Below are 26416 nucleotides of genomic sequence, written 5' to 3' on the forward strand. Positions count from 1 at the left end.
TCCCGATCGAGGAGGAGTGGATGTTCGAGATATTGCTGGGAAGCCTGCTGGGCCTGTTCGGATTTACCCAGGCCGTGGACACCAAGCCGCAACAGCAGGGCACAGTGAACATCTCGCAGCCGCTCACGCCCAACGGCCCGTTCCGCGAGTCGGTGCAGCTTGAGCCGATGAGCCAGGTGCAGTTCCGCAACGTCATCCATCAGGCCTATGACTATAGCTGTGGCTCGGCGGCGCTGACCACGCTGCTGGACTACTACCTGGGACGCAACCTGGAAGAGCGTCAGGTCATGGAGGGCCTGATCAAGTACGGCGAGGCCGACAAGATCGTCCAGCGCCGTGGATTCTCGCTTCTGGACATGAAGCGCTATGCCGCCGCACTCGGCTACAAGAGTGGCGGTTTCCGTGCCGAGTTCTCCGACCTGGACTCGCTCGAACACCCGGCGCTGGTGCCGATCCACTATGCCGGCTTCAAGCATTTCGTCGTGGTCCGTGATGTCTATAACGACCACGTTTTCGTTGCCGATCCTGCCTTGGGCAACATCAGTTTCACCCGCGCCCGTTTCGAGGATATCTGGGACCAGAACGTCCTGTTCGTCATCTACCCCAGTGGCCAGGAGCCCAGGAATGCCCTGGCGCTGCAGGACACCGACCTGCGCCTGGTGGATGACCGCACCGTCAGCCTGCTGGCGTTCCGGGAGTTCCCGGAGATGAGCAAGTTCACCCAGAACCAGATCGGGGAGGCCGCTTCCGGCGGGGATGTCCAGTACATCCGCCGCAAATGATTGCCTGATCGGCCCGTACGAATAAGAACAAGACCAGGGGATAGCAACATGAATTTGAAGGGGTTTGCGTGCGTTGCCGCTCTGGCTTTGCTGGTCAGTACCGCCGCCGTTGCGGAAGAGGCGACGTCCGAGGACGCGCGCGATGCGCTGGCCAAGAAGGACAGCGATGCCGACAGCGCCAAGGCGCTGGAGCAGGTGTTCCAGGCCACCGAGAAGAGCTACACCCTGCTCAAGAAGGGTGAGCGCCAGCTCACCTACGGTTTCGATTACTCGCTGATGCGCGATACCCGCATCCAGGCCGTGCGCTCCGGTCAAAACGTCTACAGCGTGCTGGCGCAGAGCGAGGCGCAGCACACCTTCACCAACTCCTTCACCTTCGACTACGGCATCTGGGACAACCTGACCTTCAGCATGCGCCTGCCGTTCGTGGCCAAGTACGACACCGAACGCGACATCCATGCCTACAGCCTGGGTGACATCTCCGCGACCCTGCGCTGGCAGCCCTGGGAGTCGCGCCGCGGACGCCCGGTCACCACGCTCTACGCCACCCTCGGCCTGCCCACCGGCGACAGCCCCTACGACATGGATGTCGAGAAGGACGTCTCCACCGGCAACGGCTACTACAGCCTGGGCGTGGGCGCCAACACCTCCTACGTGATCGACCCGGTCGTGCTCTACGGCTCGCTCGGTTACACCTACAACATGCAGGTCGACGACATCCACCAGGCCCAGTACGGCGAAGAACTGGAGAAGGTGGTGCCCGGCGATACCATCAACTTCGCCATGGGCATGGCCTACGCGCTGTCCTACGACGTCTCGCTCGCCACCTCCTACCAGATGGCCTACTCGATGAAGAACAAGTACTACTTCAACGACCGGACGGTGGAGGCACCCGAGCAGACCAGCGCGATCATGAACTTCTCGCTCGGCCTTCGAACGTCACCCGACTACATCGTCAACGTGAACGCCGGTTTCGGTCTGACCGAAGACTCGCCGGATGTACTGCTGGGGCTTTCCCTTCCCCTGGATATCCAAGGCCTCAAAGCCCAGTAACCGACGAGCGAACACCACATGACAATGCGCATTTCGCCATTCGCGTTGGCGATGGCAGGGGTGAGTCTTGGCTGGTCGTCGCTGGCTGGGGCCCAGCTGGCCAACGATCTGACCATCGGCAACCCCAAGGCCATGGCCATGGCCAACGCCGTCACCGCCGATTCCACCGGCATCGACGCGGTGCACTACAACCCTGCCGCACTGACCAAGCTCAAGGGCCGGCAGACCCAGCTCAAGCTGGTCACCGGGGTGATGGACATCCGCGCCGACTTCAAGGCACCGCCCAACTATGGGGATGCCGCCTTCGGTCTCGATGACGACCCGGTGGCCAACAGCAGCAGCCGTACCCTGACGCCGACCATGTACCTGCCTGGCCTGGGCGGGATGACCGACATGCCGTTGCTGGTGGCACCGCTGGCGGGGCTGTCGATCAACCCGCCGGGCTCGAAGTTCACCTTCGCCACCAACGTCTATGCGCCCCAGGCGCTGGGCTACTCGCGCGACTCCGACAGCGATCCGGCGCGCTACGAAGGGCGCCGGGTATCGCTGCAACGCATCACCTACTTCTCGCCCTCGCTGGGCTACGAGGTCAACGACGACCTGTCGGTGGGCCTGTCGATAGGTTTCTCGCACCAGGCGATGGCCCTGGATACCGACTTCCGCAACCCCGGCCTGCTCACCGGCCTGTTGCAGACCTTGCACGACACCACCTGCGTGCCGGGGGCGCAGGAAATCGTCGAGCTGGTGTTCAACGTCTGCGGCGGCCGCATCGGTCCCTACGATTCGCTGGCCAACCTGAAGCTGGACATGCAGCAGAGCCTCTCGCCGAGCTTCAACCTCGGCGTCCTCTGGGAGCCCCGTGACTGGTTCGCCTGGGGCGCGACCTACCAGAGCGAGTCGCGCATGCACCTCAAGGGCAAGTACCGGGTGGACTACAGCCAGGACTGGCAAGGCTTCTGGTCGGGCCTGCAGAGCTCGATCTTCGGCGCCTTCCTGAGCCCCCTGTTCCCCTACGGCAACGCCGACGAGGAGCACGGCGTGGCGACGCTGAACATGGTCAACCCGGACAGCTTCTCCACCGGCATCAAGCTGCGCCCGTTCGACAAGTGGCAGTTCAACTTCGACCTGAAGTGGACCGACTACAGCGACTGGAACAAGCTGGAGATCGAGTTCGACAAGGAACTCGACCTGCTGCGCATCGCCAAGAACTTCGCGCCCAATGGCGCCACCGACCACAGCATCATCCTCGACCGCGGTTACCAGGACACCTGGAGCTACGCCATGGGCATGCAGTACGACGTCAACGATCGCCTGCAACTGCGCGCCGGCTACGAGTACCGTCCTTCGGCGATCCCCAAGGACAAGGCCGACGCCCTGGTGCCGATCGGTGACGCCGACCTCTACGGCCTGGGCCTGGGTTACCAGTGGGACAAGGACACGGTGATCGACCTGGGCTTCAACTATTTCGTCTCCAAGCAGAGCATCAAGGCCGGCAGCAGCTGCAACCTGAACTGCACCGGCATCGACAACCTGGTCTACAACCCCTATGCGGGGCTTGACGTCAGCACCACGGTGAAGGCCTATATCTTCGCCATGACGTATCGGACGACTTTCTGAGGGCTTCGGACATGGGCAAGCGGACTCTGCTGACGGGCTGCCTGATCGCCGCCGGACTGGCTGCCCCGGCGATGCAGGCCGCCAGCGGGCGCTACCTGTCCTGGGTGGACGACAACGGCCAGGTGCACAACACCTTCGTCGACGCCAGCTTCAGCCAGCAGCAACGCCAGGCCGACAAGCGCATCGACCAGAGCGACCGGGCGCGCCAGCTCGACACGTCCGGCACCCAGTGGCCGGGCGCGCAGCCGACCGGGGAGAGCAAGCGCCGTTACTTCACCTGGGTCGATGCCCAGGGCAACCTGCAGAACAGTTTCTATGCCGCCGGTCAGGTGCCGCCGGGCCGTGCCGACTACGTGCTGCCCAACGGCGACCATTCTTCCGAATACATCGATGCCGAGGCCTACGAGGACAAGGGTTTCGTCCGCAGCGAGAACGGCAACCCGTACTACACCTGGGTCGATGAACAGGGCCGCATGCACAACTCGCCGATCAGCGCCGAACAGCGGGCCGAAGCCTTCCGCCGGGGCGAGCAGGGCAGCAGCAAGGTCGCCTATACCGAGGGGCGGCAGATCGAGTTCAAGTCGCGCCCGGCGGACCTGCCCGGCCTGGATGGCAGCGGCGAGCAGACCGACGCCATGAAGGCGCTGCTCAAGGGCAGCGGCAAGACCCTCGACGATCTCTACCAGGACCTGCAGCGCCGCTGCTGCGAGCAGATGGCCGATGGCGATTTCACCGAGCTGAGCGCCGAAGAGCCGCGCTACGAAGAGCTGAACAAGTTTTCCCCGAGCTTCGACTTCCCCATGGGCAAGAGCTACTTCGTGGCGATGAAACTGCCCAGTTCGCAACGGGTCTACGGCCTGCGCGTGCGCAGCTTCGCCAACCACCAGGTGGTGTACCCGTCGCTGCTGTTCCTCGACGAACGCAAGCGCCCGACCCGGCTGGTGAGCGATGCGGTGTACAAGCTCAACCCGGAAACCTGGTACCGCTATGCCTTCATCGAGGGCACGGTGCCGGTGCGCGCCAACCAGGGCGAGCGTTACGTGCTGCTGCTCACCACGGATGAAGATCGCAGCCTGCAGACCCTCGACAACAAGCCCTACAAGCGCCCGTTGGAAAACCTGGCGGTGAACGAGGCGGGGATGAAGGTGCGCGAACATGGCGACCAGGGCGGGTTCGAACTGGCGGTGGTGCGCTGATCCGGCGCGACGGATTGCTCTTCGCAGGAGTTATATCTTGCCCCATGAAAAAGCCCGGCAATCGCCGGGCTTTTTCATGGGGCAGGGCGCTTCAGACTTCCTTCGGCGTCACGTGTCCGAACAGCTCCTGGGCGAAGCGCACGCGCTCCTCCACGGTCTCCTTCACACCCCTGGCTTCCATCTCGGCGATGTGCGCCTCCACGGCATGGGTGCGCAGGGTCAGGCCGCAGTCGTTGGCGATCTGGATGTTCAGGCCGGGGCGGGCGTTCAGTTCGAGGATCAGCGGGCCCTTGTCCTGGTCCAGCACCATGTCCACGCCGATGTAGCCCAGGCCGCAAAGCTCATAGCAGCCGGCGGCGAGCTTCATGAAGCCGTTCCAGTTGGGCAGTTGCACGCCGTCCACCGCGTTGGTGGTGTCGGGGTGCTTGCTGATCTTGTTGTTCAGCCAGGTGCCGCGCAGGGTCTGGCCGGTGGCCAGGTCCACACCCACGCCGATGGCGCCCTGGTGCAGGTTGGCCTTGCCGTTGGACTGGCGGGTCGGCAGGCGCAGCATCGCCATCACCGGGTAGCCCATCAGCACGATGATACGGATGTCCGGCACGCCTTCGTAGCTGATGCTCTTGAAGATCTGGTCGGGCGTTACGCGGTACTCGATCAGCGCGCGGTCGCGGTGACCACCCAGGGAGTACAGGCCGGTGAGGATGCTCGACAGCTGGTGCTCGATTTCCTCGTGGCTGATGATCCGCCCGGAGACCGTCTTGTAGCGGCCCTCGAAGCGGTCGGCGATCACCAGGATGCCGTCGCCGCCGGCGCCTTGCGCGGGCTTGATCACGAAGTCGTTACGGTCGCCGATGATCTCTGGCAGGCGCTCGATCTCCTTCTCGGTGGAGATGATCCCGTACATTTCCGGTACGTGGATGCCCGCCTCGATCGCGCGCTGCTTGGTGATGATCTTGTCGTCGACGATCGGGTACAGGTGCCGCTGGTTGTACTTGAGCACGTAGTCCGCGTTGCGCCGGTTGATGCCCATGATGCCGAGGGCGCTCAGGGCTTTCCATCGCTTGATCAGGCCGAACATGGCTTAGTCCTTGAGGAAGGCTTTGAAGCGGAACAGTTCGGTCAGGCGGTAACCGCGGTAGCGACCCATCGCCAGCATGAACGCCACCAGGATCAGCAGCACGGCCGGGAAGGTGAACACGAAGTACACCAGTTCCGGAATGCGCATCAGGATGTGCGCCAGGGCGGCGGCGACCAGGGTGCCGATGGCGGCCTTCATGGCGTGCGCGGCGCCGCGTTCTTCCCAGGTGATCGACAGGCGTTCGATGCTCATGGTCAGGATCACCATCGGGAACAGCGCCACCGACAGGCCGCTCTCGAAGCCCAGCTTGTGGCTGAGCAGGCTGATGGCGGCGATCATCACCACCACGAAGGTCAGCACCACCGACAGGCGTGGCAGCATCTGCAACTTCAGGTGTTCGAGATAGGAGCGCAGCGACAGGCCCAGCGCGGTGATCACGGTGAACAGTCCGATACCCCATTGCAGGCCGGTTTCGCGGAAGGCGAGGGCGATCAGCACGGGGGTGAAGGTACCCAGGGTCTGGATGCCGATCAGGTTGCGCAGCACCAGGATCACCAGCACGCCGAACGGGATCATGATCATGATCTGGAAGGTCTGCTGGGTGGACAGCGGCAGGCCGTACAGCGAGTACTCGAGGAAGGCCGCGTCGGTGTTCTCGTCCGACAGCTTGGCCAGGCGGATGGCGTTCATCTCGCTGCTGTTGAGGCTGAAGTTGACCTGGGCCTTCTTGCCGCCTTCGATGGACAGCAGGCTTTCATCGCCCAGCCACCAGATCAGGCGGTCGGCGGGCAGGCCGCGCTCGCCGGTTTCCGGATTGAAGTACAGCCATTCCTTGCCGTTGAAGCTGCGCAGCCAGAGCTCAGGCTGTTGCGGCTGGTTGGCCACCAGGCGAATGGTGTGCACGCGTTCCAGCGGCACATGGGCTACGGCCAGCAGGGTCTCGACCACATGGGAGCGTTTTTCCAGGCTGGTGTCGCCGGCCAGCAGCAGCTTGACGTTGTCGTCGCTGAGGTTGTTGGCGCGCTTGATGGCTTCGCTGACGAAGGTCTCGACGTCCGCCGAATGCTGGCGGATGGGAGCGATCAGGGCTTCGGCGGCGATCTTTTCCGGGCCTTCCAGGGGCAGGCTGTCACGGAAGATCGGGCCCTTTTCCTTGGGCTTCTCGCCGGCGGCGCCGGTGTAGCGCTTGGTCAGCACCAGGCGGTAATAGAGGGTCTGCTGGCCGCTGGCGCGCCGCGAGGACCAGGTCACCTTGCGGTTGCCGTCGGCGCGGTTGATGCCTACGCCGTAGTTGTTGGAGACGAAGCTCTCGTTGAGGCTGACGTAGTTCTGGCTCAACGGCGGGACGAACATCTGCACCTTCACCGGCGTCTTCGGTGTGGCGATGAATTCGACCTTGGCGTCGATGTTCCACAAGTCGTCGGTCTCGGCCTCGGTCATCGGGATGCCGAGGATGAAGATCTGGTAGGCGGTGATCGCGACGCCCAGCGTCAGCAGGATGGCGATCAGGACCTTCAGATGCAGGGTAAGAGAGCGCATGGGATTACTCGGCAGGTTTCGCTACGGGTTGGCAGCCGGGCTTGCCGGCAGCGTATTTCAGGCTCGGGTCGACCAGGGCGCCGAAGCGCTTGAGCGCGTCGGAGCCGATCAGAAGCGGGTATTGGAAGGCGCTGCGGTCGGTAAGGTTCACTTCGATGGTGCGTCGAACCTTGCCCATGCAGACGTCCAGCTCGATCACCGGGCGGGCGGTATAGTCCTTGCCTTCGTCAGGGTCGTAGTCGCCATGACGGCGCTTGATCTTGCTGATGCGGGCCAGGGGCTTTTCGATCGGCTGGCTGTCGGCGGTGTCGGTGGCCAGGTAGAAACGTACCCAGGTCTCGCCGTCGCGCTTGAAGCGCTTGATATCACGGGCGCTGAGCGAGGCGGTCTTGGCGCCGGTGTCGAGCTTGGCGGCCAGTTCCAGGCTCAGGTCGTCGATGCGGGCGTACTCGTTCAGACCGTAGACGGTCTTGCCGGCAGCGGCGCTGAAGCCGGAAAACAGGACAATGCTCAGGGGCAGCAGGGCAGTGGGCTTGAGTCTCATGGGTCTTGATGAGTGAGTGGCCGCAAAGCCTTGGAATAGTGGGTGTCCCGGTCGTCACCCACGCCTGAACATGGTCGGATTGCCACCAGGCAGGGCCCAGGGACGCCAGGCAATAGCGCGGCGAATTCTACCATGTGGTTTTTACGTGGCGACAGTCGGTTGGCCGCTTGGCAGGGTATTTGTTGTCGGCGTGGGGCGGCCGGCCCGCGCGCCTGACGCCAGTGCGAGGACGCCATGCGCGCGTTCACGATCCTTGGCAGCCTGGCTGTCACCGGGCGGGCGCCGGGGGCTCAGGGGCGTTCCGGGGTCTTGACTTCGTTCCAGCTGCTGTCGGGGTCGAAGCGGGCCATCTTCAGGGCGATCTTGTCGCCATTGGGGCCCAGGTTCTTGGAGAAGACCTCCCCGTCGTGGCTGATCATGAAGCTCATCACGCCCGTGTCGCCATAACGGACCGGCCAGGCGATCAGGGCGAAGCCTCGGGTCATCTTGCCGCCGATCAGGTAGTCATAGGCGCCGCCGGGGGCCGAGGGGCCCTGGGCGGTGAGTATCCGGAAGTGATAGCCGTGCCAGCCGCCGTCCGGGAGTTCGTCGCCGAACAGGGGACCGAGCGGGCTTTCCTCGCCGTCTTCCTCTTGCGGCCAGTACAGGCCGTCGTGGCGGCCATCGCTGCTGACGAACTTCTGGGCGTATTCCAGTATGCCGTCGCCATTGCGGTCGACTTCGGCAAAGTCCATCTGTGCATCGTGATAGGCCTGCACCGCGTTCACCGCCGACTCTTCGTTGCGGCCGATGCGGCGGACACGAATTTCCTCGCCGCCCGCCTTGGCGTTGAATGCCCAGCCCTGCTTCTCGTGCAGGATCGGCAGGGGCAGCGTCCATGGGTCGTTGCCGACCACAAGATGGGCGCGGCCGGGACCGTCTTTCTCGATCTGGTGCTTGTCCTTGTAATGCGCGAGGAAGGCATCCACTTCCTCCCGGTCGATGCCTTCGGGCGGGATGTAGCTACGCCAGTCCTTGCCGAGCAGGGCGGTCAGGCGCTCCGGGTCGGCCTTCTCGGTGCCGAGCGCGGCGACGAAGGCATCGGCGGCGGCTTCCGGCGTGGGAAAGGTTTCCTGTGCCAGCAGGCTGCAGGGCAGTGCGCCCAGGAGGGCGAGCGCCAGTAGGCGCGATGCGAAATGCATGATTCGTCTCCTATCGGCGCCGTCCGCCGCCGGATAGCGCGCGGGCTGGACGTTGTACGGTGTGCCCGGCGCGTGCGGCCTGAGGCCGGCTGGCGACGGCGCGGCTGGCTTGTCCGCGCTCGGAGAACGCTCGGGATTGCCTCGGGTTGTTGGCTCCGACGAAGGCATTGTTGCGCGGCGCCTGGGTTCTCGCGCGCTGCTGGCGGGCCTGTTCGCGGATTTGCGAGTTGTTCTGCGCCCGTGGCCGTTGCTGTGCCTGGACGCCGCGGTTTTGCGCAACGCTTTGCGCGCGCTGACGGGCGTCGGGGTTGTTGCGCAGTTCCCGAGTGGCGGCCTGTGCGCGCTCGCGGGCTTGCGGGTTGTCCCTCAGGTCGCGGGTGGCGGCCTGGGCGCGTTCGCGGGCCTGCTCATTGTTCACCGCCGGTGCGGCGATGCCGCGCTGGGCAAGGCTCTCGCGGGCCCGGGCACGTTCCTGGGTGCGGGCGGAGTCGAAGCCGCGCAATGCTTCGCGTTGCTCGCCGCCTGCCAGCCGGCGGTTGTACTGCTCGCGGCTGGCCGCGTCCCGGTAGGGCACGCCATTGCGATAGGTGGGATCATGGCGCCAGGTGGCGCGGTTGCCGTTGTACTCGCGGTTCACGTTGCGATTGACGTTCCGGTTGCTGTTGAAGTTGTTGTAGTGCTCGACATCCACATCGATCTCATGGTCGTCCCAGTCGCAGTCGCCCCAGAGCGAATTGACGATGGCGATGCCCGCGCCGAACGCCAGGCCGGTGGCCAGCGCGGTAGCGACGGGGTACTGGTATTGGGGCGGAGGCGGGTAGTAGGTCGGCGGGTTGGAGGGATAGGCCCAGGTGCCGTAGACCTGATTGGGGTTGTAGCTGGGCACGTAGACCACCTGCGGGTTGGTCGGCTCGATGACGATCGTCTGCGAGGGCGCCGGTTGTTGCGCGACCACAGTGTCGCCGCCGGGGGCAGGCTGCGCCGGAGGCGGGGCCGCTGGCTTGATGCTGATGGTCTGCTGTTCATTGGACTTCAGGTTGCCGGCAGCCTGGGCCTGGCGGCGCAGGCGCTGGACGGAATCCATCACGGCGTCGGGCTGCGCCAGGAAGGCGTCGCCGACGCGTTGAACCCAGGCCGGGTCCTGTTCCAGCGTGGCCAATACGACAGGGAAGGCGACCAGCGACTGGACGCTCGGGTCCCACGGCTGGTTGGCAACCTGCTTCACGGCCTCGTCGCCGCTCAGGCCGGGGTGGGCCTTGGTCCAGGCGGCTGCATCGGCCACGTTGCCCGGATAAGTGGTCGCCATCAGCACCTGTGCCAGCAGGGAGTCCGGGTACAGCGCCAGCGGCGCAAGCATCTGGTCGAGCTCTTCGGTGCTGAACACGGCCTGAGACGAACTTGCCGGAGCTGCCGGAGGCGCTGCTGTCGCCGGGGCGGCGGGTGGCGCTGGCGCGGCTGCCGGTGTTGGGGCTGGTGTCGCTGGGGTTGCGGCAGCGGGTTGGCCGGCGGCTGGGGGTGTGGTGACCTTGGCGTTGGGCGGCTCGCTCTTGTCGCAGCCGGCCAACGCCAGCAGGGCAGCCAGAATCAGGTGCTGACATTCGCGCATGGCGCTCTCCTTTGCCTGTGCCGGGGAATGCCCGACCCGTCGAAAACGCCACGGGCAAATCTCGGGTCTACAGAATGATAGGCGGGTTGGCGAGAGGCTGCCGAAAGACTAACGGCCGGGGATGCCGGCCGTCGATTGAGGGAATTTCGAGAGTTGGGAGGCTACTTGAGCCGGCGTTCCACGCCTTTCTCGACGAGGATCTTGGCGGAGATCTCTTCCACCGAGAAATGCGTCGAGTTGATGTAGGCGATGTTTTCGCGGCGGAACAGGTTCTCCACCTCGCGGACCTCGAATTCGCACTGGGCGAAGCTGGCGTAGCGGCTGTTGGGCTTGCGCTCGTTGCGGATGGAGGTCAGCCGGTCGGGGTCGATGGTCAGGCCGAACAGCTTGTGCTTGTAGGGCTTGAGCGCGTTGGGCAGTTGCAGGCGCTCCATGTCTTCCTCGGTCAGCGGGTAGTTCGCCGCGCGGATGCCGTACTGCAACGCCATATAAAGGCAGGTCGGGGTCTTACCGGAGCGCGACACGCCCACCAGGATCAGGTCGGCCTTGTCGTAGTAGTGGGTGCGGGCGCCGTCGTCGTTGTCGAGTGCGAAGTTGACCGCGTCGATACGCTCCATGTAATTGGAGTTGTGGCCAATGCTGTGGGATTTTCCGACGGAATACGACGAGTCGGCGGATAATTCTTGCTCGAGCGGGGACAAAAACGTCGAGAAGATGTCAATCATGAAACCGTTGGATTGCGCAAGGACCGAACGGATCTCGCGGTTTACGATGGTATCGAAGATGATCGGGCGTGCCCCGTCCGCCTCGGCAGCGTTGTTGATTTGCTGTACCATGACGCGCGCTTTTTCTTCGGTATCGATGTAAGGTCGCGTCAGTTTGACGAAATTGATGTTCTCGAACTGCGCAAGAAGGCTCTGGCCGAGGGTTTCGGCAGTGATGCCGGTGCCATCGGAAATGAAGAATGCAGTTCGTTTCATATGCGCTGCGGGCCTTAAGGTAGGAACGTTTCTTGGCTATGATAGGCCGCGCGTTTGCAAGGCCCTTTGCCGGGGCATTCTTACTCATTTTTCTGGCCCGGGCCAGAAGAGTGGCGCCGCACCGGCCCGTACGACCTTTTCCAACACCTTAGTGGAGAGATCACCTTGGTAGAGTACGTAGTTTCCCTCGATAAGCTCGGCGTCCATGATGTCGAACGTGTGGGGGGCAAGAACGCATCCCTGGGCGAAATGATCAGCAACCTCGCCGGTGCTGGTGTTTCCGTACCAGGTGGTTTCGCCACCACCGCCCAGGCCTACCGTGACTTCCTCGAGCAGAGCGGCCTTAACGATCGCATCCATGCTGCGCTGGACGCTCTCGATGTGGATGACGTGAATGCCCTGGCCAAGACCGGTGCGCAGATCCGCCAATGGGTGATGGATGCCGAATTCCCGGCCCAGCTCGACGCCGACATCCGCAAGGCCTTCACCGAGATGGCCGGCGGCAACGACAATATGGCCGTTGCCGTACGCTCCTCGGCAACCGCCGAAGACCTGCCGGACGCCTCCTTTGCCGGCCAGCAGGAGACCTTCCTGAATATCCGCGGCGTGGACAACGTGATCCGCGCGGCCAAGGAAGTGTTCGCCTCCCTCTTCAACGACCGTGCCATCGCCTACCGCGTGCACCAGGGCTTCGACCACAAGCTGGTCGCCCTGTCCGCCGGTGTGCAGCGCATGGTCCGCTCGGAAACCGGCACCGCCGGTGTGATGTTCACCCTGGACACCGAATCCGGTTTCCGTGACGTGGTGTTCATTACCGGCGCCTATGGCCTCGGCGAGACCGTGGTCCAGGGTGCGGTGAACCCCGACGAGTTCTACGTCCACAAGCCGACCCTGGAAGCCGGCCGCCCAGCGATCCTGCGTCGCAACCTGGGCAGCAAGGCCATCAAGATGGTCTACGGCGAAGAAGCCAAGGCCGGCAAGTCGGTCAAGGTGGTCGACGTGGAGAAGGCCGATCGTGCCCGCTTCGCCCTGTCCGACGCCGAAGTGACCGAACTGGCCAAGCAGGCCCTGATCATCGAGAAGCACTACGAGCGTCCGATGGACATCGAGTGGGCCAAAGATGGCGACGACGGCAAGCTGTACATCGTCCAGGCCCGTCCCGAGACCGTGAAGAGCCGCGTCAGCGCCACCGTGATGGAGCGCTACCTGCTCAAGGAAAAGGGCAAGGTCCTGGTGGAAGGCCGCGCCATCGGCCAGCGCATCGGCGCAGGCCCGGTGAAGGTGATCCACGACGTTTCCGAGATGGACAAGGTCCAGCCGGGCGACGTACTGGTTTCCGACATGACCGACCCGGACTGGGAGCCGGTGATGAAGCGCGCCAGCGCCATCGTCACCAATCGTGGCGGCCGTACCTGTCACGCCGCGATCATCGCCCGTGAATTGGGCATCCCGGCAGTCGTCGGCTGTGGCAACGCCACCGCTGCGCTGAAGGATGGCCAGCGCGTGACCGTATCCTGCGCCGAAGGCGACACCGGCCTGATCTACGAAGGCGAACTGGGCTTCGACATCCGCCAGAACTCGGTCGATGCCATGCCGGAACTGCCGTTCAAGATCATGATGAACGTCGGCAACCCCGACCGCGCGTTCGACTTCGCCCAGTTGCCGAACGAAGGTGTCGGCCTGGCTCGCCTGGAATTCATCATCAACCGCATGATCGGCGTGCACCCCAAGGCGCTGCTGAACTTCGCCAGCCTGCCGGCGGACATCAAGGACAGCGTCGAGAAGCGCATCGCCGGTTACGACGATCCGGTCGGCTTCTACGTCGAGAAGCTGGTCGAGGGCGTCAGCACCCTGGCCGCTGCCTTCTGGCCGAAGAAGGTCATCGTGCGTCTGTCGGACTTCAAGTCCAACGAATACGCCAACCTGATCGGCGGCAAGCTCTACGAGCCGGAAGAAGAAAACCCGATGCTCGGCTTCCGTGGCGCCTCGCGCTACATCAGCGAGTCCTTCCGCGACTGCTTCGAACTCGAATGCCGCGCGATGAAGAAGGTCCGCAACGAAATGGGCCTGACCAACGTCGAGCTGATGGTGCCGTTCGTGCGTACCCTGGGCGAAGCCTCCCAGGTCGTCGACCTGCTGGCCACCAACGGCCTCAAGCGTGGCGAGAACGGCCTGCGCGTCATCATGATGTGCGAGCTGCCGTCCAACGCCCTGCTGGCCGATGAGTTCCTGGAGTTCTTCGACGGCTTCTCCATCGGTTCCAACGACCTGACCCAGCTGACCCTGGGCCTGGATCGTGACTCCGGCATCGTCGCGCACCTGTTCGACGAGCGTAACCCGGCGGTGAAGAAGCTCCTGTCCAACGCCATCCAGGCGTGCAACCGTGCCGGCAAGTACATCGGCATCTGCGGCCAAGGGCCGTCGGACCACCCGGATCTCGCCAAGTGGCTGATGGAGCAGGGCATCGAGAGCGTGTCGCTGAACCCCGACTCGGTTCTCGACACCTGGTTCTTCCTCGCAGAAGGCCACTCCTGACGGTTCCTTCACCATCCTGAGAAGGGCGGGTGATTTCACCCGCCCTTTTTTGTGCCAGCCGATTCCATGCAAAGCAGCAGTCAACTCTTTCCCGTCGCGCTGATGAGCGCAGAGTTCCGCGGTGACCTCACCGAGGACGTATACCGTTTGAAACCGGGCAACAGCCCCGACTCCAGCGTCGAGCTGGTGCTGACCCGTCTCGGGCTGCGCGACGGCTCCCGTGGCGTGCCGGTGATCCTTCTGCACGGCAGTTTTTCCAACCGTCGCTTCTGGTATTCGCCCAAGTGCATCGGCTTCGGCCCGTACCTGGCGCGTGCCGGCTTCGACGTCTGGATTCCGGAGATGCGCGGGCACGGGCTCTCTCCGCGCAACCAGGACTATGACCGCAACCGCGTGGCCGACTATGCGCGCTTCGACCTGCCGGCCATCGCCGGCTTCGTCGTCGAGCAGAGCGGCCAGGCGCCCCACTGGATCGGCCATTCCCTGGGCGGCATCACCCTCGCGGCGGCGCTCGGTGGCGGCTATCTGGAAGGCGGGCAGGCGGCCAGCGTGGCGCTGTGTGGCAGCCAGATCAGCCGTACCTACTGGCCGCTCAAGCTGCCGCCGGTGGCCTGGAGCGGGCGTTTCCTGCTCAAGCGCATGGGCGGGCTGTCCGGCTCCAGGCTCAAGCGCGGTCCGGAAGACGAACCTCTCGGCCTGGCGCTGGAAACCCTGCGCTGGTACAGCCTGTTCGGTCGTTTTGGCGAGAAGGACAATGACTGGTGGGGTGGCCTGCAAAGCGTCAATGTGCCGGTGCTGGCGGTGGCCTCCGACGGTGACTATCAGGATCCGGCCTGGGCCTGTCGCCAGTTGCTGGAGCAGTTTGGCTCCGAGGTTCGGGAATACCTGCGTCTGGGCAGGCGGCAGGGGTTCTCCGAAGACTTCGGCCATGTCGAAATGCTGATCAGCAAGGCGGCGCAGCGTGAGGTCTGGCCTCTGTTGCAGCACTGGCTGGAACAGGGTGCATTGCCGGCCGGGCAGGGCGCCCTGGCGCAGGCTTGAGCGTGGCGCCATAGCGGGTAGACTGTGACGCCAGTGAGCCTTTCGGTCACGTCAGGGCCGGATTGCCGTATCCGTTTTCATCAAGAGGAGCGTCTCCATGCATTACGTCACCCCCGATCTGTGCGATGCCTACCCGGAGCTGGTCCAGGTCGTCGAGCCGATGTTCAGCAACTTCGGCGGGCGGGACTCCTTCGGTGGCGAGATCGTCACCATCAAGTGCTTCGAGGACAACTCGCTGGTCAAGGAGCAGGTCGAGAAGGACGGCAAGGGCAAGGTCATGGTGGTGGATGGCGGCGGCTCCCTGCGCCGCGCGCTGCTGGGCGACATGCTGGCCGAGAAGGCGGCGAAGAATGGCTGGGAAGGCATCGTGGTGTATGGCTGCATCCGTGACGTCGACGTGATCGCGCAGACCGACCTGGGCGTGCAGGCGCTGGCCAGTCACCCGATGAAGACCGACAAGCGCGGCATCGGCGACCTGAACGTCGCAGTGACCTTCGGCGGCATCACCTTCCGCCCGGGCGAGTTCGTCTATGCCGACAACAACGGCATCATCGTTTCGCCTAAAGCGTTGAAAATGCCGGAGTAAATCGAACCTCCGGGCGCGGTTCGAGTCAATGCCGGAAGCGAAGGCTTCCGGCATTTTTCATGGAGCGCCCCGAGGGCGAACGCGGGAGAGGGCATGCAGGCATACGAAAGTGGTACCGAGCGCGGCTTGATCGACGGCTTCGTGCTCGATGGGCGTGGCGGTGCCCGGGAAGTCTCCCGCAACGAATTGCCATTGCTGGACCTCAAGCCCGAGGAAAGTCTCTGGGTGCACTGGGATCGCGGCGTGCCGGAGGCGCAAGCCTGGCTACGCGAGTCCAGCGGGCTCAACGAGTTCGCCTGCGACCTGCTGCTGGAGGAGGCGACCCGCCCGCGCCTGGTGGACTTGGGTGGCGAGCGCCTGCTGCTGTTCCTGCGCGGGGTCAACCTGAACCCCGGAGCGGTGCCCGAGGACATGGTGTCGCTGCGCGTCTACGCCGAGTCGCAGCGGGTGATTTCCCTGCGTCTGCGCCCGCTCAAGGCAGTGGCCGACCTGCGTACCGACCTCGCGGCCGGGCGCGGCCCGAAGACGGCGTCGGAAGTGGTGCTGTATCTCGCGCACTACCTCACCGACCGGGTCGATACGCTGATCGGTGGCCTGGCTGACCAGCTCGACGCCATGGAGGAAGCCATCGAGGAGGACGAGCGCAGCATCCCCGATCAGCATCAGCTGCGGACGCTGCGCCGGCGGGCTGCCGGGTTGCGGCGCTATCTCTCGCCGCAGCGCGACATCTATGCGCAGATGATCAAGTTCAGGCTGTCCTGGACGGTCGCCGATGACGCCGACTACTGGAACGAGCTGTACAACCGCCTGACCCGGAACCTGGAGGAGCTGGAGCTGATTCGCGAGCGCATCAGCCTGATCCAGGAGGCCGAACATCGTCGAATTACCGAGCGAATGAACCGCACCATGTATCTGCTGGGTATAATCACCGGCTTTTTCCTGCCCATGAGTTTCGTGACGGGGCTTCTGGGTATCAACGTCGGCGGCATTCCCGGCTCCAGCGCACCCTACGGTTTCGCCGTGGCCTGCCTGCTGATCCTTGGGATTGCCACCTTCCAGTGGTGGATCTTCCGCCGCCTGCGTTGGCTCTAGGTGTGACTTTTGAGGTGGTGAGGGCGTCAAGCACCTCACACAGGCGAGGTGCGTATGCACGACCCATTTGAAGAATCCTTGCGTGATCTGCTGAAGATGCCGCCGGAGCAGCCGGGCGACGACTCGCGCCTGGATCGCGTGCTCAAGACCGCCAACCGCCAGGTCGGCGCGGGCGACCTGTTCAGCCTCATGGGCCACTGGCTGGAGGCGCTGTCCATTGGGGTCACCCGTGGCGCCGCGCACCTTGCACCCGTATCGCGCCACGTGCAGAATTCCGCCCCTTCCGCTGACAAGGCCGATTGAACATGCAATTCGACATCTGGACGCAAAGCCTGCTCACCGCCATGAACACCCTGTGGGGCAAGCTGGCCGGGTTCATTCCGAACCTGCTCGCCGCGCTGGTGATCGTGCTGCTCGGCTTCATCGTCGCCAAGCTGCTCGACGCGCTGCTGTCCAAGCTGCTGGCCAAGCTGGGCCTGGATCGCCTGATGGCGGGCACCGGCCTGACCAAGCTGATGTCCCGTGCCGGCATCCAGGTGCCGGTCTCGACCCTGATCGGCAAGATCATCTACTGGTTCGTGCTGCTGGTGTTCCTGGTCTCCGCTGCGGAGTCGCTGGGCCTGCAGCGTGTATCCGCCACCCTCGACATGCTTGCGCTGTACCTGCCGAAGGTCTTCGGCGCGGCGCTGGTGCTGATCGTCGGCATTCTCCTCGCCCAGCTGGCCAACAGCCTGGTGCGCGGCGCCGCGGACGGTGTCGGTCTCGAATACGCCAATGGCCTGGGGCGTGTCGCCCAGTGGCTGGTCATCATCATCAGCATCTCGGTGGCCATCGGCCAGCTCGAGGTCAAGACCGACCTGCTGAACTACATCATCGCCATCGTGCTGATCACCATCGGCCTGGCGGCGGCGCTGGCCCTGGGCCTTGGCAGCCGCGAAGTCGCCGGCCAGATCATCGCGGGCATTTATGTGCGTGAGCTGTACCACGTCGGGCAACAAGTGAAAGTCGCGGATGTCGAAGGCATCATCGAGGAAATTGGTACCATCAAGACTATCCTGCTGACGGAAGAGGGCGAGCTGGTGTCCATTGCCAACCGCATCCTGCTCGATCAGCGAGTGACCAGTCGCTGAGATGACCGATCACCGATGCCGCTCCACCTGAGCCGCATCGGCCGCTGACATGACCTGGCCCGACCCGACTTGAACACGCCGCAATCACTGCCCTTGCGCTACGACCCGCGCCAGCTCACCGATGAGGAGCTGGTGGAGCGTTCTCACGCGGAACTGTTCCATGTGACCCGGGCCTATGAAGAGCTGATGCGCCGCTACCAGCGCACGCTGTTCAATGTCTGTGCCCGATATCTGGGCAATGACCGGGACGCCGATGATGTGTGTCAAGAAGTGATGTTGAAGGTTCTGTATGGTTTGAAGAACTTCGAGGGTAAATCGAAGTTCAAGACCTGGCTGTACAGCATCACTTACAACGAGTGCATTACCCAATATCGGAAGGAGCGGCGCAAACGGCGATTGCTCGATGCGTTGAGTCTGGATCCGGTGGAGGAGGCTTCCGAAGAGAAGGCTCCGAAACTGGAAGAGCGTGGTGGACTAGACCGATGGCTAGTTCATGTCAATCCCATTGATCGGGAAATTCTGGTGTTGCGATTCGTGGCTGAACTTGAGTTCCAGGAAATCGCCGACATCATGCACATGGGCCTGAGCGCCACCAAGATGCGCTACAAGCGTGCACTCGATCGATTGCGCGAAAAGTTTTCCGGTGTGACGGAATCTTAGTTTAGTAAATATTGTCTCTTTGGCCGGGAAGTTCTGATAAACTTGCCACCCAAGTTGTACGGCCTATGGTTTGACAACTTATTGACCACCAAGATGGGGATTTAACGGATGAAACTGAAGAACACCCTTGGCGTCGTTGTCGGCTCTGTAATCGCCGCCACCGCTGTAAACGCCTTCGCTCAAGGCCAGGGCGCGGTCGAGGTCGAGGCCTTCGGCAAGCGCTACTTCACCGACAGCACCCGCAACATGAAGAACGCGGATCTGTACGGCGGTTCGGTTGGCTACTTCCTGACCGACGACGTAGAGCTGGCTCTGTCCTACGGTGAGTACCACGACGTTCGTGGCACCTACGAGACCGGTAACAAGAAGGTTCACGGCAACCTGAGCACTCTGGATGCCATCTACCACTTCGGCACCCCGGGTGCTGGCAACCTGCGTCCGTACGTGTCGGCAGGTATCGGTCACCAGAGCCTGACCAACATCAACTCCGATAACGGTGGTCGTCAGAACCTGACCATGGCCATGATCGGTACCGGTCTGAAGTACTACTTCACCGAGAACTTCTACGCCAAGGCGAGCCTCGACGGTCAGTACGGCCTGGAGCAGCGTGACAACGGTCACCAGGGCGAGTGGATGGCTGGCCTGGGTGTTGGTATGAACTTCGGTGGTGGCAAAGCCGCCCCGGCTCCGGAGCCGGTTGCTGAAGTCTGCTCCGACTCCGACAACGACGGCGTCTGCGACAACGTCGACAAGTGCCCGAACACCCCGGCCAACGTCACCGTTGACGCCAACGGCTGCCCGGCTGTTGCTGAAGTCGTTCGCGTTCAGCTGGACGTGAAGTTCGACTTCGACAAGTCCAAGGTCAAAGAGAACAGCTACGCTGACATCAAGAACCTGGCTGACTTCATGAAGCAGTACCCGTCCACCTCCACCACCGTTGAAGGCCACACCGACTCCGTCGGCACCGACGCCTACAACCAGAAGCTGTCCGAGCGTCGTGCCAACGCCGTTCGTGACGTACTGGTCAACGAGTACGGTGTTGAAGGCGGCCGCGTAAACGCTGTTGGTTACGGTGAGACCCGTCCGGTTGCTGACAACGCAACTGCCGAAGGCCGCGCTGTTAACCGCCGCGTAGAAGCCCAAGTAGAAGCCCAAGCCAAGTAATTGGTCTGAGCTGCTGAGAAAAACCCGGCCTAGGCCGGGTTTTTCTTTGCCTGCGAGAAAGCTCTCGGATCAGGCGGTACGTTCCAGAACGAGCTGCTGCGTGGCGGCTGCCACCTCGCCGATCACCAGGATTGCCGGGCTTTTCAGGGCAAAACGCCGGGCATCTTCGAGCATGTCCTTGATCCGGCTGCGGTACTCGCGCTGGCTGGGCAGGGAGGCATTCTCGATCATCGCTACCGGCGTGTTGGCGGGCATTCCGCCATCCAGCAGGCCGTCGCGGATTTCCGCCAGTTTCGCCACACCCATGTACACCACCAGCGTCGTGCCACCCTCGGCCAGGCCGCGCCAGTTCAGGGGGCTGTCATCCTGGGTGTGTGCGGTCACCAGCGTTACGCCTCGGCTGATGCCGCGCAGGGTCAGCGGGATGCGACACTGAGTCGCAGCTGCCAATCCGGCGGTAATGCCGTTCACCAGTTCGCACTCGATACCCCGCGCACCGAGCCAGTCGGCTTCCTCGCCGCCGCGCCCGAAGATGCACGGATCGCCCCCTTTCAGGCGCGCCACGCGTCGCCCCTGGCGGGCATGGCGCAGCATCAGTCGATGGATGAAATCCTGCGGCGTCGAGCGGCAGCCGCCGCGCTTGCCGACGGAAATCACCCGCGCCGTCGGGCAATGTTCCAGCACCGCCGGGTTCACCAGATCATCGATCAGGATCACCTCGGCTTGCGCCAGGGCGCGTACTGCCTTCAGGGTCAGCAGCTCCGGATCACCCGGGCCTGCGCCGATCAGCCAGACTTTTCCACTCATAATCTTTCTCCTCGGGCTGCCGTCTGCACGGCTCGATTCAGGCCGTTGCGGCCAGCGGACGCTGGGCCAGCAGGCGTTTGATTTCCGGTACGCAGGAGCCGCAGGCTGTCCCGCACTTGAGTTCGCACTTGAGTCCGTCGAGGTCCAGGCCCTGGTCGATGCCGGCCTGGATGCGGCTCTGGCTGACGTTCAGGCAGTTGCACAGGGTCTTGTCGGACGTCACACCGGCTTTGCCCGGCGCGGCACTGAGGGGTGCGAGCAGCCAGCGGCGCAGTTCATGGTCCGCGCGGCCTTCCTTCCACAGTTCGCGCAGCCAGGCGCGCGCTGCCGTTTCGCCGGCCAGGCGCAGCGAGACGATGCGCGATTGCTCGATGCGTACGCGTTTGCCGACCGAGAGACGGGGGTCGTCGTACGCCATGACTGGCCCATCGTTGAGATCGAGCAGCGCATCGATGGCGGCCAGCCATTCCGCGTTCGGCGCCTCCTGGTGCGCAGCACGGATCACCAGGGCCGGGCGCTCGCGGCCGGTGGGGCTGAAGCTGGCGTAACGCAGGCTTTCGAACAGCGGGCGCAGGGCGTCGAAACGCTTCTGTACGTCGCCTTCCACCAGGGCGAAGAACTGCCAGGGCAGCTCGATACGGCTGACTTCCACCGTGGCGTGTTTCAGCTCGGGCTGACGCGACAGCGGGTCCACGGCCGGTAATGTGAGTACGTTGACGCCCAGCCCCTTGAGGAAGCGGTCACCCCAGTGCATCGGCAGGAAAGCCTGGCCGGGACGCAGGCGATCGTCGGCCTGCACCGGTAGTACCAGTTCACCACGGCGGTTGTGCAGGCGGACCAGTTGGCCGTCGCTGATGCGTCGGCGGCGCAGTTCGTCCGGGTGCAGGCCGAGCACGGCTTCCTCGACGTGACCGAACAGCTGCGGAGCGGTGCCGGTGCGGGTCATGCCGTGCCACTGATCACGCAGGCGCCCGGTGTTGAGGATCAGCGGATAGCGTGCATCGCGTTTTTCCTTCGGCGCGCGGTAAGGCTCGGCGATAAGCCGGGCGCGGCCATTGGTGGTGGGAAACTGTCCGTCGCCATACAGGCGCTCGATGCCCTGGGCAGCCCCGGAAGGGAAGGGCCATTGTTGCGGGCCAAGGGTGTCCAGCAAGGCGTAATCGATACCGGAGAGATCGAGATCGCGCTCGCGGGTCAGCAGCTTGTATTCATCGAACAGCGCAGCCGGCGAGTCGAAACCGAACAGGCTGGTTTCGCCTGGGCGCAGATGCTGCTCCAGGTGGCGGGCGAAATCGCAGACGATGCTCCAGTCCGCGCGTGCCTCGCCGATGGCGGGGATGGCCGGGCGCACATGGCTGATGCGGCGTTCGGAGTTGGTCACCGTACCTTCCTTCTCGGCCCAGCTGGCGGCCGGCAGCAGCAGGTCGGCGTACTGGCAGGTTTCGCTGGTGGTGAAGGCTTCCTGGACGATGACGAAGGGACAGGTAGCCAGGGCTTCGCGCACGCGGGTCTGGTCCGGCAGGGACTGCGCCGGGTTGGTGCAGGCGATCCACAGGGCCTTGATGCGCCCATCGCGGACCGCGTCGAACAGCTCGATGGCGCTCAGGCCGGGATTCTCCGGCAGGTGCTCGACGCCCCAGTAGGCGGCGACTTCCGCGCGGTGTTCGGCATTGCCGGCTTCGCGGTGGCCGGGCAGCAGGTTGGACAGGCTGCCGGTCTCGCGGCCGCCCATGGCATTGGGCTGGCCGGTGAGGGAGAAGGGGCCGGCGCCGGGACGGCCGATCTGCCCGGTGGCCAGGTGCAGGTTGATCAGCGCGCTGTTCTTCGCACTGCCGGCGGTGGACTGGTTCAGGCCCATGCACCAGAGCGAGAGGAACGACGGCGCCTGGCCGATCCACTGGGCGGCGCGCTGCAGGTCGTCCACGGCGATGCCGCAGATTTCCGCGACTGCCAGCGGGCCGTAGTCGCGCACCAGCGCCTTGAGTTCGTCCAGGCCCTCGGTGTGGGCGTCGATGAAGGCGCGGTCGATCCAGCCTTCCCAGAGCAGGATGTGCAGGATCCCGTGGAACAGCGCGACGTCGGTGCCGGGCAGGATCGCCAGGTGCAGGTCGGCCTGCTCGGCGGTGTCGGTGACGCGCGGGTCGATGACGATCAGCTTCATCTCCGGGCGCCGCGCGCGGGCCTCTTCCAGGCGGCGGAACAGCACCGGGTGGGCGTAGGCCATGTTGCTGCCGGCGATCATCACGCAATCGGCCCGCTCGATGTCCTCGTAGCTGCAGGGCGGGGCGTCGGCGCCGAGGCTGCGTTTGTAGCCGACCACTGCCGAGGACATGCACAGCCGCGAATTGCTGTCGATGTTGTTGGTGCCGATCAGCGCGCGGGCGAGTTTGTTGAAGGCGTAGTAGTCCTCTGTCAGCAGTTGCCCGGAGACATAGAACGCGACGCTGTCCGGCCCATGTTCGCGAATGGTTTCGGCGAAGACGCCGGCGGCGTGCTCCAGCGCCGTGTCCCAGTCTGTGCGGGTGCGCGACAGGTCCTTGCCCAGGCGCAGCTGCGGGTAGTGCGCGCGGGCGGCGGCATCGCCGGTGAGGTGCAGGGTCGAGCCCTTGCTGCACAGGCGGCCGAAGTTGGCCGGATGCTGAGGATCGCCCTGCACGCCGAGGATGCGCTCGTTCTCGTGCTCGATCAGTACGCCGCAGCCCACGCCGCAGTAACAGCAGGTGGATGCGGTGGTGCGACGGTTCGGGATCATGGCGCGGCCTCGCTGCTGGGTTTCGGCAAAGTGGGGATCAGGCGCAGTGGGTCTGGTCAGGAGCCGCAAGACCGCGCAGGGCCAGCAGCACGCGGCCATCCTCGACCTTCACCTCGTGGCGATGGGCGCAGCCCTGGTCGGGGGCGACGGCTTCGCCGCTGGCCAGTTCGATCTGCCAGTTGTGCAGCGGACAGGCCACGCGCTTGCCGTAGATGAGTCCCTGGGACAGCGGGCCGCCCTTGTGCGGGCAGCGGTCGTCGAGGGCGAACACCTCATCGTCGGCGCTGCGGAAGATCGCGATGTCGCCCTTGGGGCCGGCGATGACGCGAGAGCCGAGTGGGTTGATGTCGTCCAGGGCGCAGATGTCGAACCAGTTCATGGGGTGTCTCCAGCAATCGGGGGGAGGGGCCCCGGCGGCGGGGCCCGGCGTTCACTCAGGCGCTTTCCAGTTGCTTGAGCGGAATCCGTTCGAATTCCTTCTTCAGCGGTTGCTGGGCGATGCGCTCCTGCCAGGGGTCCTGCTCCAGCGACAGGGAGAATTGCAGGCGCGCGTTGAGCGCCTGGCGGTTGTCCGCGTCTTCCAGCACGGCCTTCCTGATGTGTTCCATGCCCACGCGCTGCAGGTAGTGCACGGTGCGTTCGAGGTAGAAGGCTTCCTCGCGGTAGAGCTGCAGGAAGGCGCCGCTGTACTCGCGCACTTCTTCGGCGGTCCTGAGCTTGACGAAGAACTCCGCTACCTCGGTCTTGATCCCGCCGTTGCCGCCGATGTACAGCTCCCAGCCCGAGTCCACGCCGATGATGCCGATGTCCTTGATGCCGGCTTCGGCGCAGTTGCGCGGGCAGCCGGAGACCGCCAGCTTGACCTTGTGCGGGGACCACATGTTGAACAGGTCGTGCTCCAGGTCGATGCCCAACTGGGTCGAGTTCTGCGTGCCGAAGCGGCAGAACTCGCTGCCCACGCAGGTCTTCACCGTACGAATGGACTTGCCGTAGGCATGGCCGGAGGGCATGTCCAGCTCCTTCCAGATCGCCGGCAGATCGTCCTTCCTGATGCCCAAGAGGTCGATGCGCTGGCCGCCGGTGACCTTGACCATGGGCACCTGGTACTTGTCGGCGACGTCGGCGATGCGCCGCAGTTCGGCTGCATTGGTCACGCCGCCCCACATGCGCGGGACCACCGAGTAGGTGCCGTCCTTCTGGATGTTGGCGTGGGCGCGTTCGTTGATCAGACGCGACTGCGGGTCGTCCTTGGCCTCGCCCGGCCAGGTGGAGATCAGGTAGTAGTTCAGTGCCGGGCGGCAGGTGGCGCAGCCGTCCGGGGTGCGCCAGTCCATGAAGCGCATGGCGGAGCTCAGCGAGGTCAGGTGATGCTCGCGGATCGCCTGGCGTATCTGGCCGTGGTTGAGGTCGCTGCAGCCGCAGATGGCTTTCTCGCTCTTGGGTTTCACGTCCGCCGCGCCGCCCACGGTGCTGATCAGGATCTGTTCCACCAGGCCTGCGCAGGAGCCGCAGGAGCTGGCGGCCTTGGTGTGCTTCTTCACCTCGTCGACGCTGAACAGGCCGTTCTCCTGGATCGCCTTGACGATGGTGCCTTTGCACACGCCGTTGCAGCCGCAGACTTCGGCGCTGTCAGGCATGTTCGCCGCGCTGTTCTGGCCCTGGTGGCCGACGTCGCCAATGCTGCTCTCGCCGAACATCAGATGGTCGCGGATCTCGGCGACGTTGTGGTTCTCGCGGATCTGCCGGAAGTACCAGCCACCGTCGGCGGTGTCGCCGTAGAGACAGGCGCCAACCAGCACGTCGTCCTTGATCACCAGCTTCTTGTACACGCCGCCGATGGGGTCGGAGAGGGTGATGGTCTCGGTGCCTTCGCCGCCCATGAATTCGCCAGCGGAGAACAGGTCGATGCCGGTGACCTTGAGCTTGGTGGAGGTGACCGAGCCCTGGTAGCGGGCGAAGCCGAGCATGGCCAGGTGGTTGGCGCAGACCTTGGCCTGCTCGAACAGCGGCGCCACCAGGCCGTAGGCGATGCCGCGATGGCTGGCGCATTCGCCCAGGGCGTAGATGCGCGGGTCGTAGGTCTGCAGGGTATCGTTGACCAGGATGCCGCGGTTGCAGGGCAGGCCGGTCTTTTCCGCGAGTTCGGTGTTGGGGCGGATGCCGGCGGCCATCACCACCAGGTCGGCGGCGATCACTTCGCCGTCCTTGAAGCGCACCGCGCAGACGCGGCCGCTGCCGTCGTCGATCAGTTCCTCGGTCTGGGTGTTGAGGCGGAAGTGGATGCCGCGCGATTCCAGCGCTTCCTGCAGCAGCTTGCCAGCGGTGCGGTCCAGCTGGCGCTCCAGCAGCCAGTCGGAGAGATGCACAACAGTGACGTCCATGCCGCGCTGCTTGAGGCCGTTGGCCGCTTCCAGGCCGAGCAGGCCGCCGCCGATGACCACCGCGTGGCTGTGGGTGCCGGCGGTGTCGATCATGGTCTGGGTGTCGGCGATATCGCGGTAGCCGATCACGCCCTGCAGGCGGCTGCCCGGTACCGGCAGGATGAAGGGGTTGGAGCCGGTGGCGATCAGCAGGCGGTCGTATTCCGCCTCGCTGCCGTCTTCGGCGTAGACCTTGCGGCGGTGGCGGTCGATGCGGGTGACCTTGCGGTTGAGCAGCAGGCGGATGCCGTTCTCGCTGTACCAGTTGAGGTCGTTGAGGACGATGTCCTCGAAGGCCTGCTCGCCGGCCAGCACGGGGGAGAGCAGGATGCGGTTGTAGTTGGGGTGGGGCTCGGCGCCGAACACGGTGATGTCGTAGAGGTCGGGTGCGATCTTCAGCAGTTCTTCCAGGGTACGCACACCGGCCATGCCGTTGCCGATCAGTACGAGCTTGAGCTTTTTCATGTCAGGGCTCCGTCACGCAATCGCGGAAAACAAAAAAGGCGTCCCGCCGGTTGCCCGGCGAGGACGCCTTTGTCCAAGTCCCGATCGATCGGGAAGTGCGAGCCTCTTCGTTGAGGGACGCGCTTTTGTAGATTGTTGCTGTGGGTATTGCAGGGCACGTGCCAACTTGTGCTGTGCCTGTACTTTCG

22 protein-coding genes are annotated in these 26416 nt (G+C 64.3%); 12 read left to right on the forward strand and 10 right to left on the reverse strand.

Annotated elements, in window-relative coordinates:
* Nucleotides 1-20 precede the first annotated feature (20 nt).
* Genes ACAW63_RS15570 through ACAW63_RS15585 form a run of 4 tightly spaced genes read left to right on the forward strand, consistent with a single transcriptional unit; the run spans nucleotide 21 to nucleotide 4648 of the window.
* Nucleotides 21-782 (forward strand): C39 family peptidase, encoded by a 762-nt coding sequence (locus tag ACAW63_RS15570; protein ID WP_275607691.1) that lies wholly within the window; start codon nucleotides 21-23, stop codon nucleotides 780-782.
* Nucleotides 783-830: 48 nt separating this feature from the next.
* Nucleotides 831-1835 carry a transporter gene (locus ACAW63_RS15575; RefSeq protein ID WP_275607690.1) on the forward strand — a complete coding sequence of 335 codons (1005 nt, stop codon included), beginning with the start codon at nucleotides 831-833 and terminating at the stop codon, nucleotides 1833-1835.
* An 18-nt stretch (nucleotides 1836-1853) separates the two neighbouring features.
* The gene (locus tag ACAW63_RS15580) at nucleotides 1854-3452 is read left to right on the forward strand and encodes an outer membrane protein transport protein (protein ID WP_371226578.1); all 1599 of its coding nucleotides are present in this window, start codon (nucleotides 1854-1856) and stop codon (nucleotides 3450-3452) included.
* Between the two features lie 11 nt (nucleotides 3453-3463).
* Entirely contained in the window at nucleotides 3464-4648 is a 1185-nt protein-coding gene (locus ACAW63_RS15585; RefSeq protein ID WP_371226580.1) for a MalM family protein, read from the forward strand.
* A gap of 91 nt (nucleotides 4649-4739) precedes the next feature.
* Here the strand turns inward: ACAW63_RS15585 and ACAW63_RS15590 are convergent, their stop codons facing one another.
* From ACAW63_RS15590 to ACAW63_RS15615, 6 genes are all read right to left on the reverse strand, one after another.
* The gene (locus ACAW63_RS15590; RefSeq protein WP_371226582.1) at nucleotides 4740-5726 is read right to left on the reverse strand and encodes an alpha-L-glutamate ligase-like protein; all 987 of its coding nucleotides are present in this window, start codon (nucleotides 5724-5726) and stop codon (nucleotides 4740-4742) included.
* A gap of 3 nt (nucleotides 5727-5729) precedes the next feature.
* A complete protein-coding gene (locus ACAW63_RS15595) occupies nucleotides 5730-7265 on the reverse strand; it encodes an inactive transglutaminase family protein (RefSeq protein ID WP_371226584.1) in 1536 nt (511 codons plus the stop codon).
* 4 nt (nucleotides 7266-7269) lie between these two features.
* Nucleotides 7270-7809, reverse strand: a complete 540-nt coding sequence (locus tag ACAW63_RS15600) for an ATP-dependent zinc protease (RefSeq protein ID WP_371226586.1) — start codon at nucleotides 7807-7809, stop codon at nucleotides 7270-7272.
* Nucleotides 7810-8099: 290 nt separating this feature from the next.
* Nucleotides 8100-8990, reverse strand: coding sequence for a DUF2950 domain-containing protein (locus ACAW63_RS15605; RefSeq protein ID WP_371226588.1), 891 nt, complete (start codon nucleotides 8988-8990; stop codon nucleotides 8100-8102).
* Nucleotides 8991-9000: 10 nt separating this feature from the next.
* Nucleotides 9001-10596 (reverse strand): DUF3300 domain-containing protein, encoded by a 1596-nt coding sequence (locus ACAW63_RS15610; protein WP_371226590.1) that lies wholly within the window; start codon nucleotides 10594-10596, stop codon nucleotides 9001-9003.
* Between the two features lie 161 nt (nucleotides 10597-10757).
* Nucleotides 10758-11576: a pyruvate, water dikinase regulatory protein gene (locus tag ACAW63_RS15615; protein WP_152222596.1), complete on the reverse strand. Its 819-nt coding sequence runs from the start codon at nucleotides 11574-11576 to the stop codon at nucleotides 10758-10760.
* A 165-nt stretch (nucleotides 11577-11741) separates the two neighbouring features.
* On the opposite strand from ACAW63_RS15615, the gene ppsA reads away from it, so the two are divergent.
* From ppsA to ACAW63_RS15655, 8 genes are all read left to right on the forward strand, one after another.
* Nucleotides 11742-14111, forward strand: coding sequence for a phosphoenolpyruvate synthase (gene ppsA, locus ACAW63_RS15620; RefSeq protein WP_371226592.1), 2370 nt, complete (start codon nucleotides 11742-11744; stop codon nucleotides 14109-14111).
* A gap of 66 nt (nucleotides 14112-14177) precedes the next feature.
* Nucleotides 14178-15152 (forward strand): alpha/beta fold hydrolase, encoded by a 975-nt coding sequence (locus ACAW63_RS15625; protein WP_371226594.1) that lies wholly within the window; start codon nucleotides 14178-14180, stop codon nucleotides 15150-15152.
* 97 nt (nucleotides 15153-15249) lie between these two features.
* Entirely contained in the window at nucleotides 15250-15738 is a 489-nt protein-coding gene (gene rraA, locus ACAW63_RS15630; RefSeq protein WP_152222602.1) for a ribonuclease E activity regulator RraA, read from the forward strand.
* A gap of 93 nt (nucleotides 15739-15831) precedes the next feature.
* On the forward strand, nucleotides 15832-16830 hold the full coding sequence (locus tag ACAW63_RS15635) for a zinc transporter ZntB (protein ID WP_371226596.1): 999 nt from the start codon (nucleotides 15832-15834) through the stop codon (nucleotides 16828-16830).
* A gap of 48 nt (nucleotides 16831-16878) precedes the next feature.
* Complete coding sequence (locus ACAW63_RS15640; RefSeq protein ID WP_275607680.1) at nucleotides 16879-17133, forward strand: CrfX protein; 255 nt, start codon at nucleotides 16879-16881, stop codon at nucleotides 17131-17133.
* 2 nt (nucleotides 17134-17135) lie between these two features.
* Nucleotides 17136-17960: a mechanosensitive ion channel domain-containing protein gene (locus tag ACAW63_RS15645; RefSeq protein WP_275607679.1), complete on the forward strand. Its 825-nt coding sequence runs from the start codon at nucleotides 17136-17138 to the stop codon at nucleotides 17958-17960.
* A gap of 69 nt (nucleotides 17961-18029) precedes the next feature.
* Nucleotides 18030-18620, forward strand: coding sequence for an RNA polymerase sigma factor SigX (sigX, locus tag ACAW63_RS15650; protein ID WP_371226599.1), 591 nt, complete (start codon nucleotides 18030-18032; stop codon nucleotides 18618-18620).
* Nucleotides 18621-18728: 108 nt separating this feature from the next.
* On the forward strand, nucleotides 18729-19784 hold the full coding sequence (locus ACAW63_RS15655) for an OmpA family protein (RefSeq protein ID WP_371226601.1): 1056 nt from the start codon (nucleotides 18729-18731) through the stop codon (nucleotides 19782-19784).
* 69 nt (nucleotides 19785-19853) lie between these two features.
* Here the strand turns inward: ACAW63_RS15655 and cobA are convergent, their stop codons facing one another.
* Genes cobA through nirB form a run of 4 tightly spaced genes read right to left on the reverse strand, consistent with a single transcriptional unit; the run spans nucleotide 19854 to nucleotide 26228 of the window.
* Nucleotides 19854-20591, reverse strand: coding sequence for a uroporphyrinogen-III C-methyltransferase (cobA, locus tag ACAW63_RS15660; RefSeq protein ID WP_371226603.1), 738 nt, complete (start codon nucleotides 20589-20591; stop codon nucleotides 19854-19856).
* 37 nt (nucleotides 20592-20628) lie between these two features.
* Entirely contained in the window at nucleotides 20629-23343 is a 2715-nt protein-coding gene (locus ACAW63_RS15665; protein WP_371226605.1) for a molybdopterin-dependent oxidoreductase, read from the reverse strand.
* A 37-nt stretch (nucleotides 23344-23380) separates the two neighbouring features.
* Nucleotides 23381-23722 carry a nitrite reductase small subunit NirD gene (gene nirD / locus ACAW63_RS15670; RefSeq protein WP_371226607.1) on the reverse strand — a complete coding sequence of 114 codons (342 nt, stop codon included), beginning with the start codon at nucleotides 23720-23722 and terminating at the stop codon, nucleotides 23381-23383.
* Nucleotides 23723-23777: 55 nt separating this feature from the next.
* On the reverse strand, nucleotides 23778-26228 hold the full coding sequence (gene nirB, locus ACAW63_RS15675; RefSeq protein ID WP_371226609.1) for a nitrite reductase large subunit NirB: 2451 nt from the start codon (nucleotides 26226-26228) through the stop codon (nucleotides 23778-23780).
* Between the last annotated feature and the right edge of the window lie 188 nt (nucleotides 26229-26416).

This window comes from Pseudomonas sp. QE6 (assembly GCF_041379005.1).
Lineage (GTDB): Bacteria > Pseudomonadota > Gammaproteobacteria > Pseudomonadales > Pseudomonadaceae > Pseudomonas.

Coding starts and splice junctions, on each gene's coding strand:
- ACAW63_RS15570 (WP_275607691.1), top strand. CDS start 21: ATGTTCGAGATATTGCTGGGAAGCCTGCTGGGCCTGTTCGGATTTACC.
- ACAW63_RS15575 (WP_275607690.1), top strand. CDS start 831: ATGAATTTGAAGGGGTTTGCGTGCGTTGCCGCTCTGGCTTTGCTGGTC.
- ACAW63_RS15580 (WP_371226578.1), top strand. CDS start 1,854: ATGACAATGCGCATTTCGCCATTCGCGTTGGCGATGGCAGGGGTGAGT.
- ACAW63_RS15585 (WP_371226580.1), top strand. CDS start 3,464: ATGGGCAAGCGGACTCTGCTGACGGGCTGCCTGATCGCCGCCGGACTG.
- ACAW63_RS15590 (WP_371226582.1), bottom strand. CDS start 5,726: ATGTTCGGCCTGATCAAGCGATGGAAAGCCCTGAGCGCCCTCGGCATC.
- ACAW63_RS15595 (WP_371226584.1), bottom strand. CDS start 7,265: ATGCGCTCTCTTACCCTGCATCTGAAGGTCCTGATCGCCATCCTGCTG.
- ACAW63_RS15600 (WP_371226586.1), bottom strand. CDS start 7,809: ATGAGACTCAAGCCCACTGCCCTGCTGCCCCTGAGCATTGTCCTGTTT.
- ACAW63_RS15605 (WP_371226588.1), bottom strand. CDS start 8,990: ATGCATTTCGCATCGCGCCTACTGGCGCTCGCCCTCCTGGGCGCACTG.
- ACAW63_RS15610 (WP_371226590.1), bottom strand. CDS start 10,596: ATGCGCGAATGTCAGCACCTGATTCTGGCTGCCCTGCTGGCGTTGGCC.
- ACAW63_RS15615 (WP_152222596.1), bottom strand. CDS start 11,576: ATGAAACGAACTGCATTCTTCATTTCCGATGGCACCGGCATCACTGCC.
- ACAW63_RS15625 (WP_371226594.1), top strand. CDS start 14,178: ATGCAAAGCAGCAGTCAACTCTTTCCCGTCGCGCTGATGAGCGCAGAG.
- rraA (WP_152222602.1), top strand. CDS start 15,250: ATGCATTACGTCACCCCCGATCTGTGCGATGCCTACCCGGAGCTGGTC.
- ACAW63_RS15635 (WP_371226596.1), top strand. CDS start 15,832: ATGCAGGCATACGAAAGTGGTACCGAGCGCGGCTTGATCGACGGCTTC.
- ACAW63_RS15645 (WP_275607679.1), top strand. CDS start 17,136: ATGCAATTCGACATCTGGACGCAAAGCCTGCTCACCGCCATGAACACC.
- ACAW63_RS15655 (WP_371226601.1), top strand. CDS start 18,729: ATGAAACTGAAGAACACCCTTGGCGTCGTTGTCGGCTCTGTAATCGCC.
- cobA (WP_371226603.1), bottom strand. CDS start 20,591: ATGAGTGGAAAAGTCTGGCTGATCGGCGCAGGCCCGGGTGATCCGGAG.
- ACAW63_RS15665 (WP_371226605.1), bottom strand. CDS start 23,343: ATGATCCCGAACCGTCGCACCACCGCATCCACCTGCTGTTACTGCGGC.
- nirD (WP_371226607.1), bottom strand. CDS start 23,722: ATGAACTGGTTCGACATCTGCGCCCTGGACGACATCAACCCACTCGGC.
- nirB (WP_371226609.1), bottom strand. CDS start 26,228: ATGAAAAAGCTCAAGCTCGTACTGATCGGCAACGGCATGGCCGGTGTG.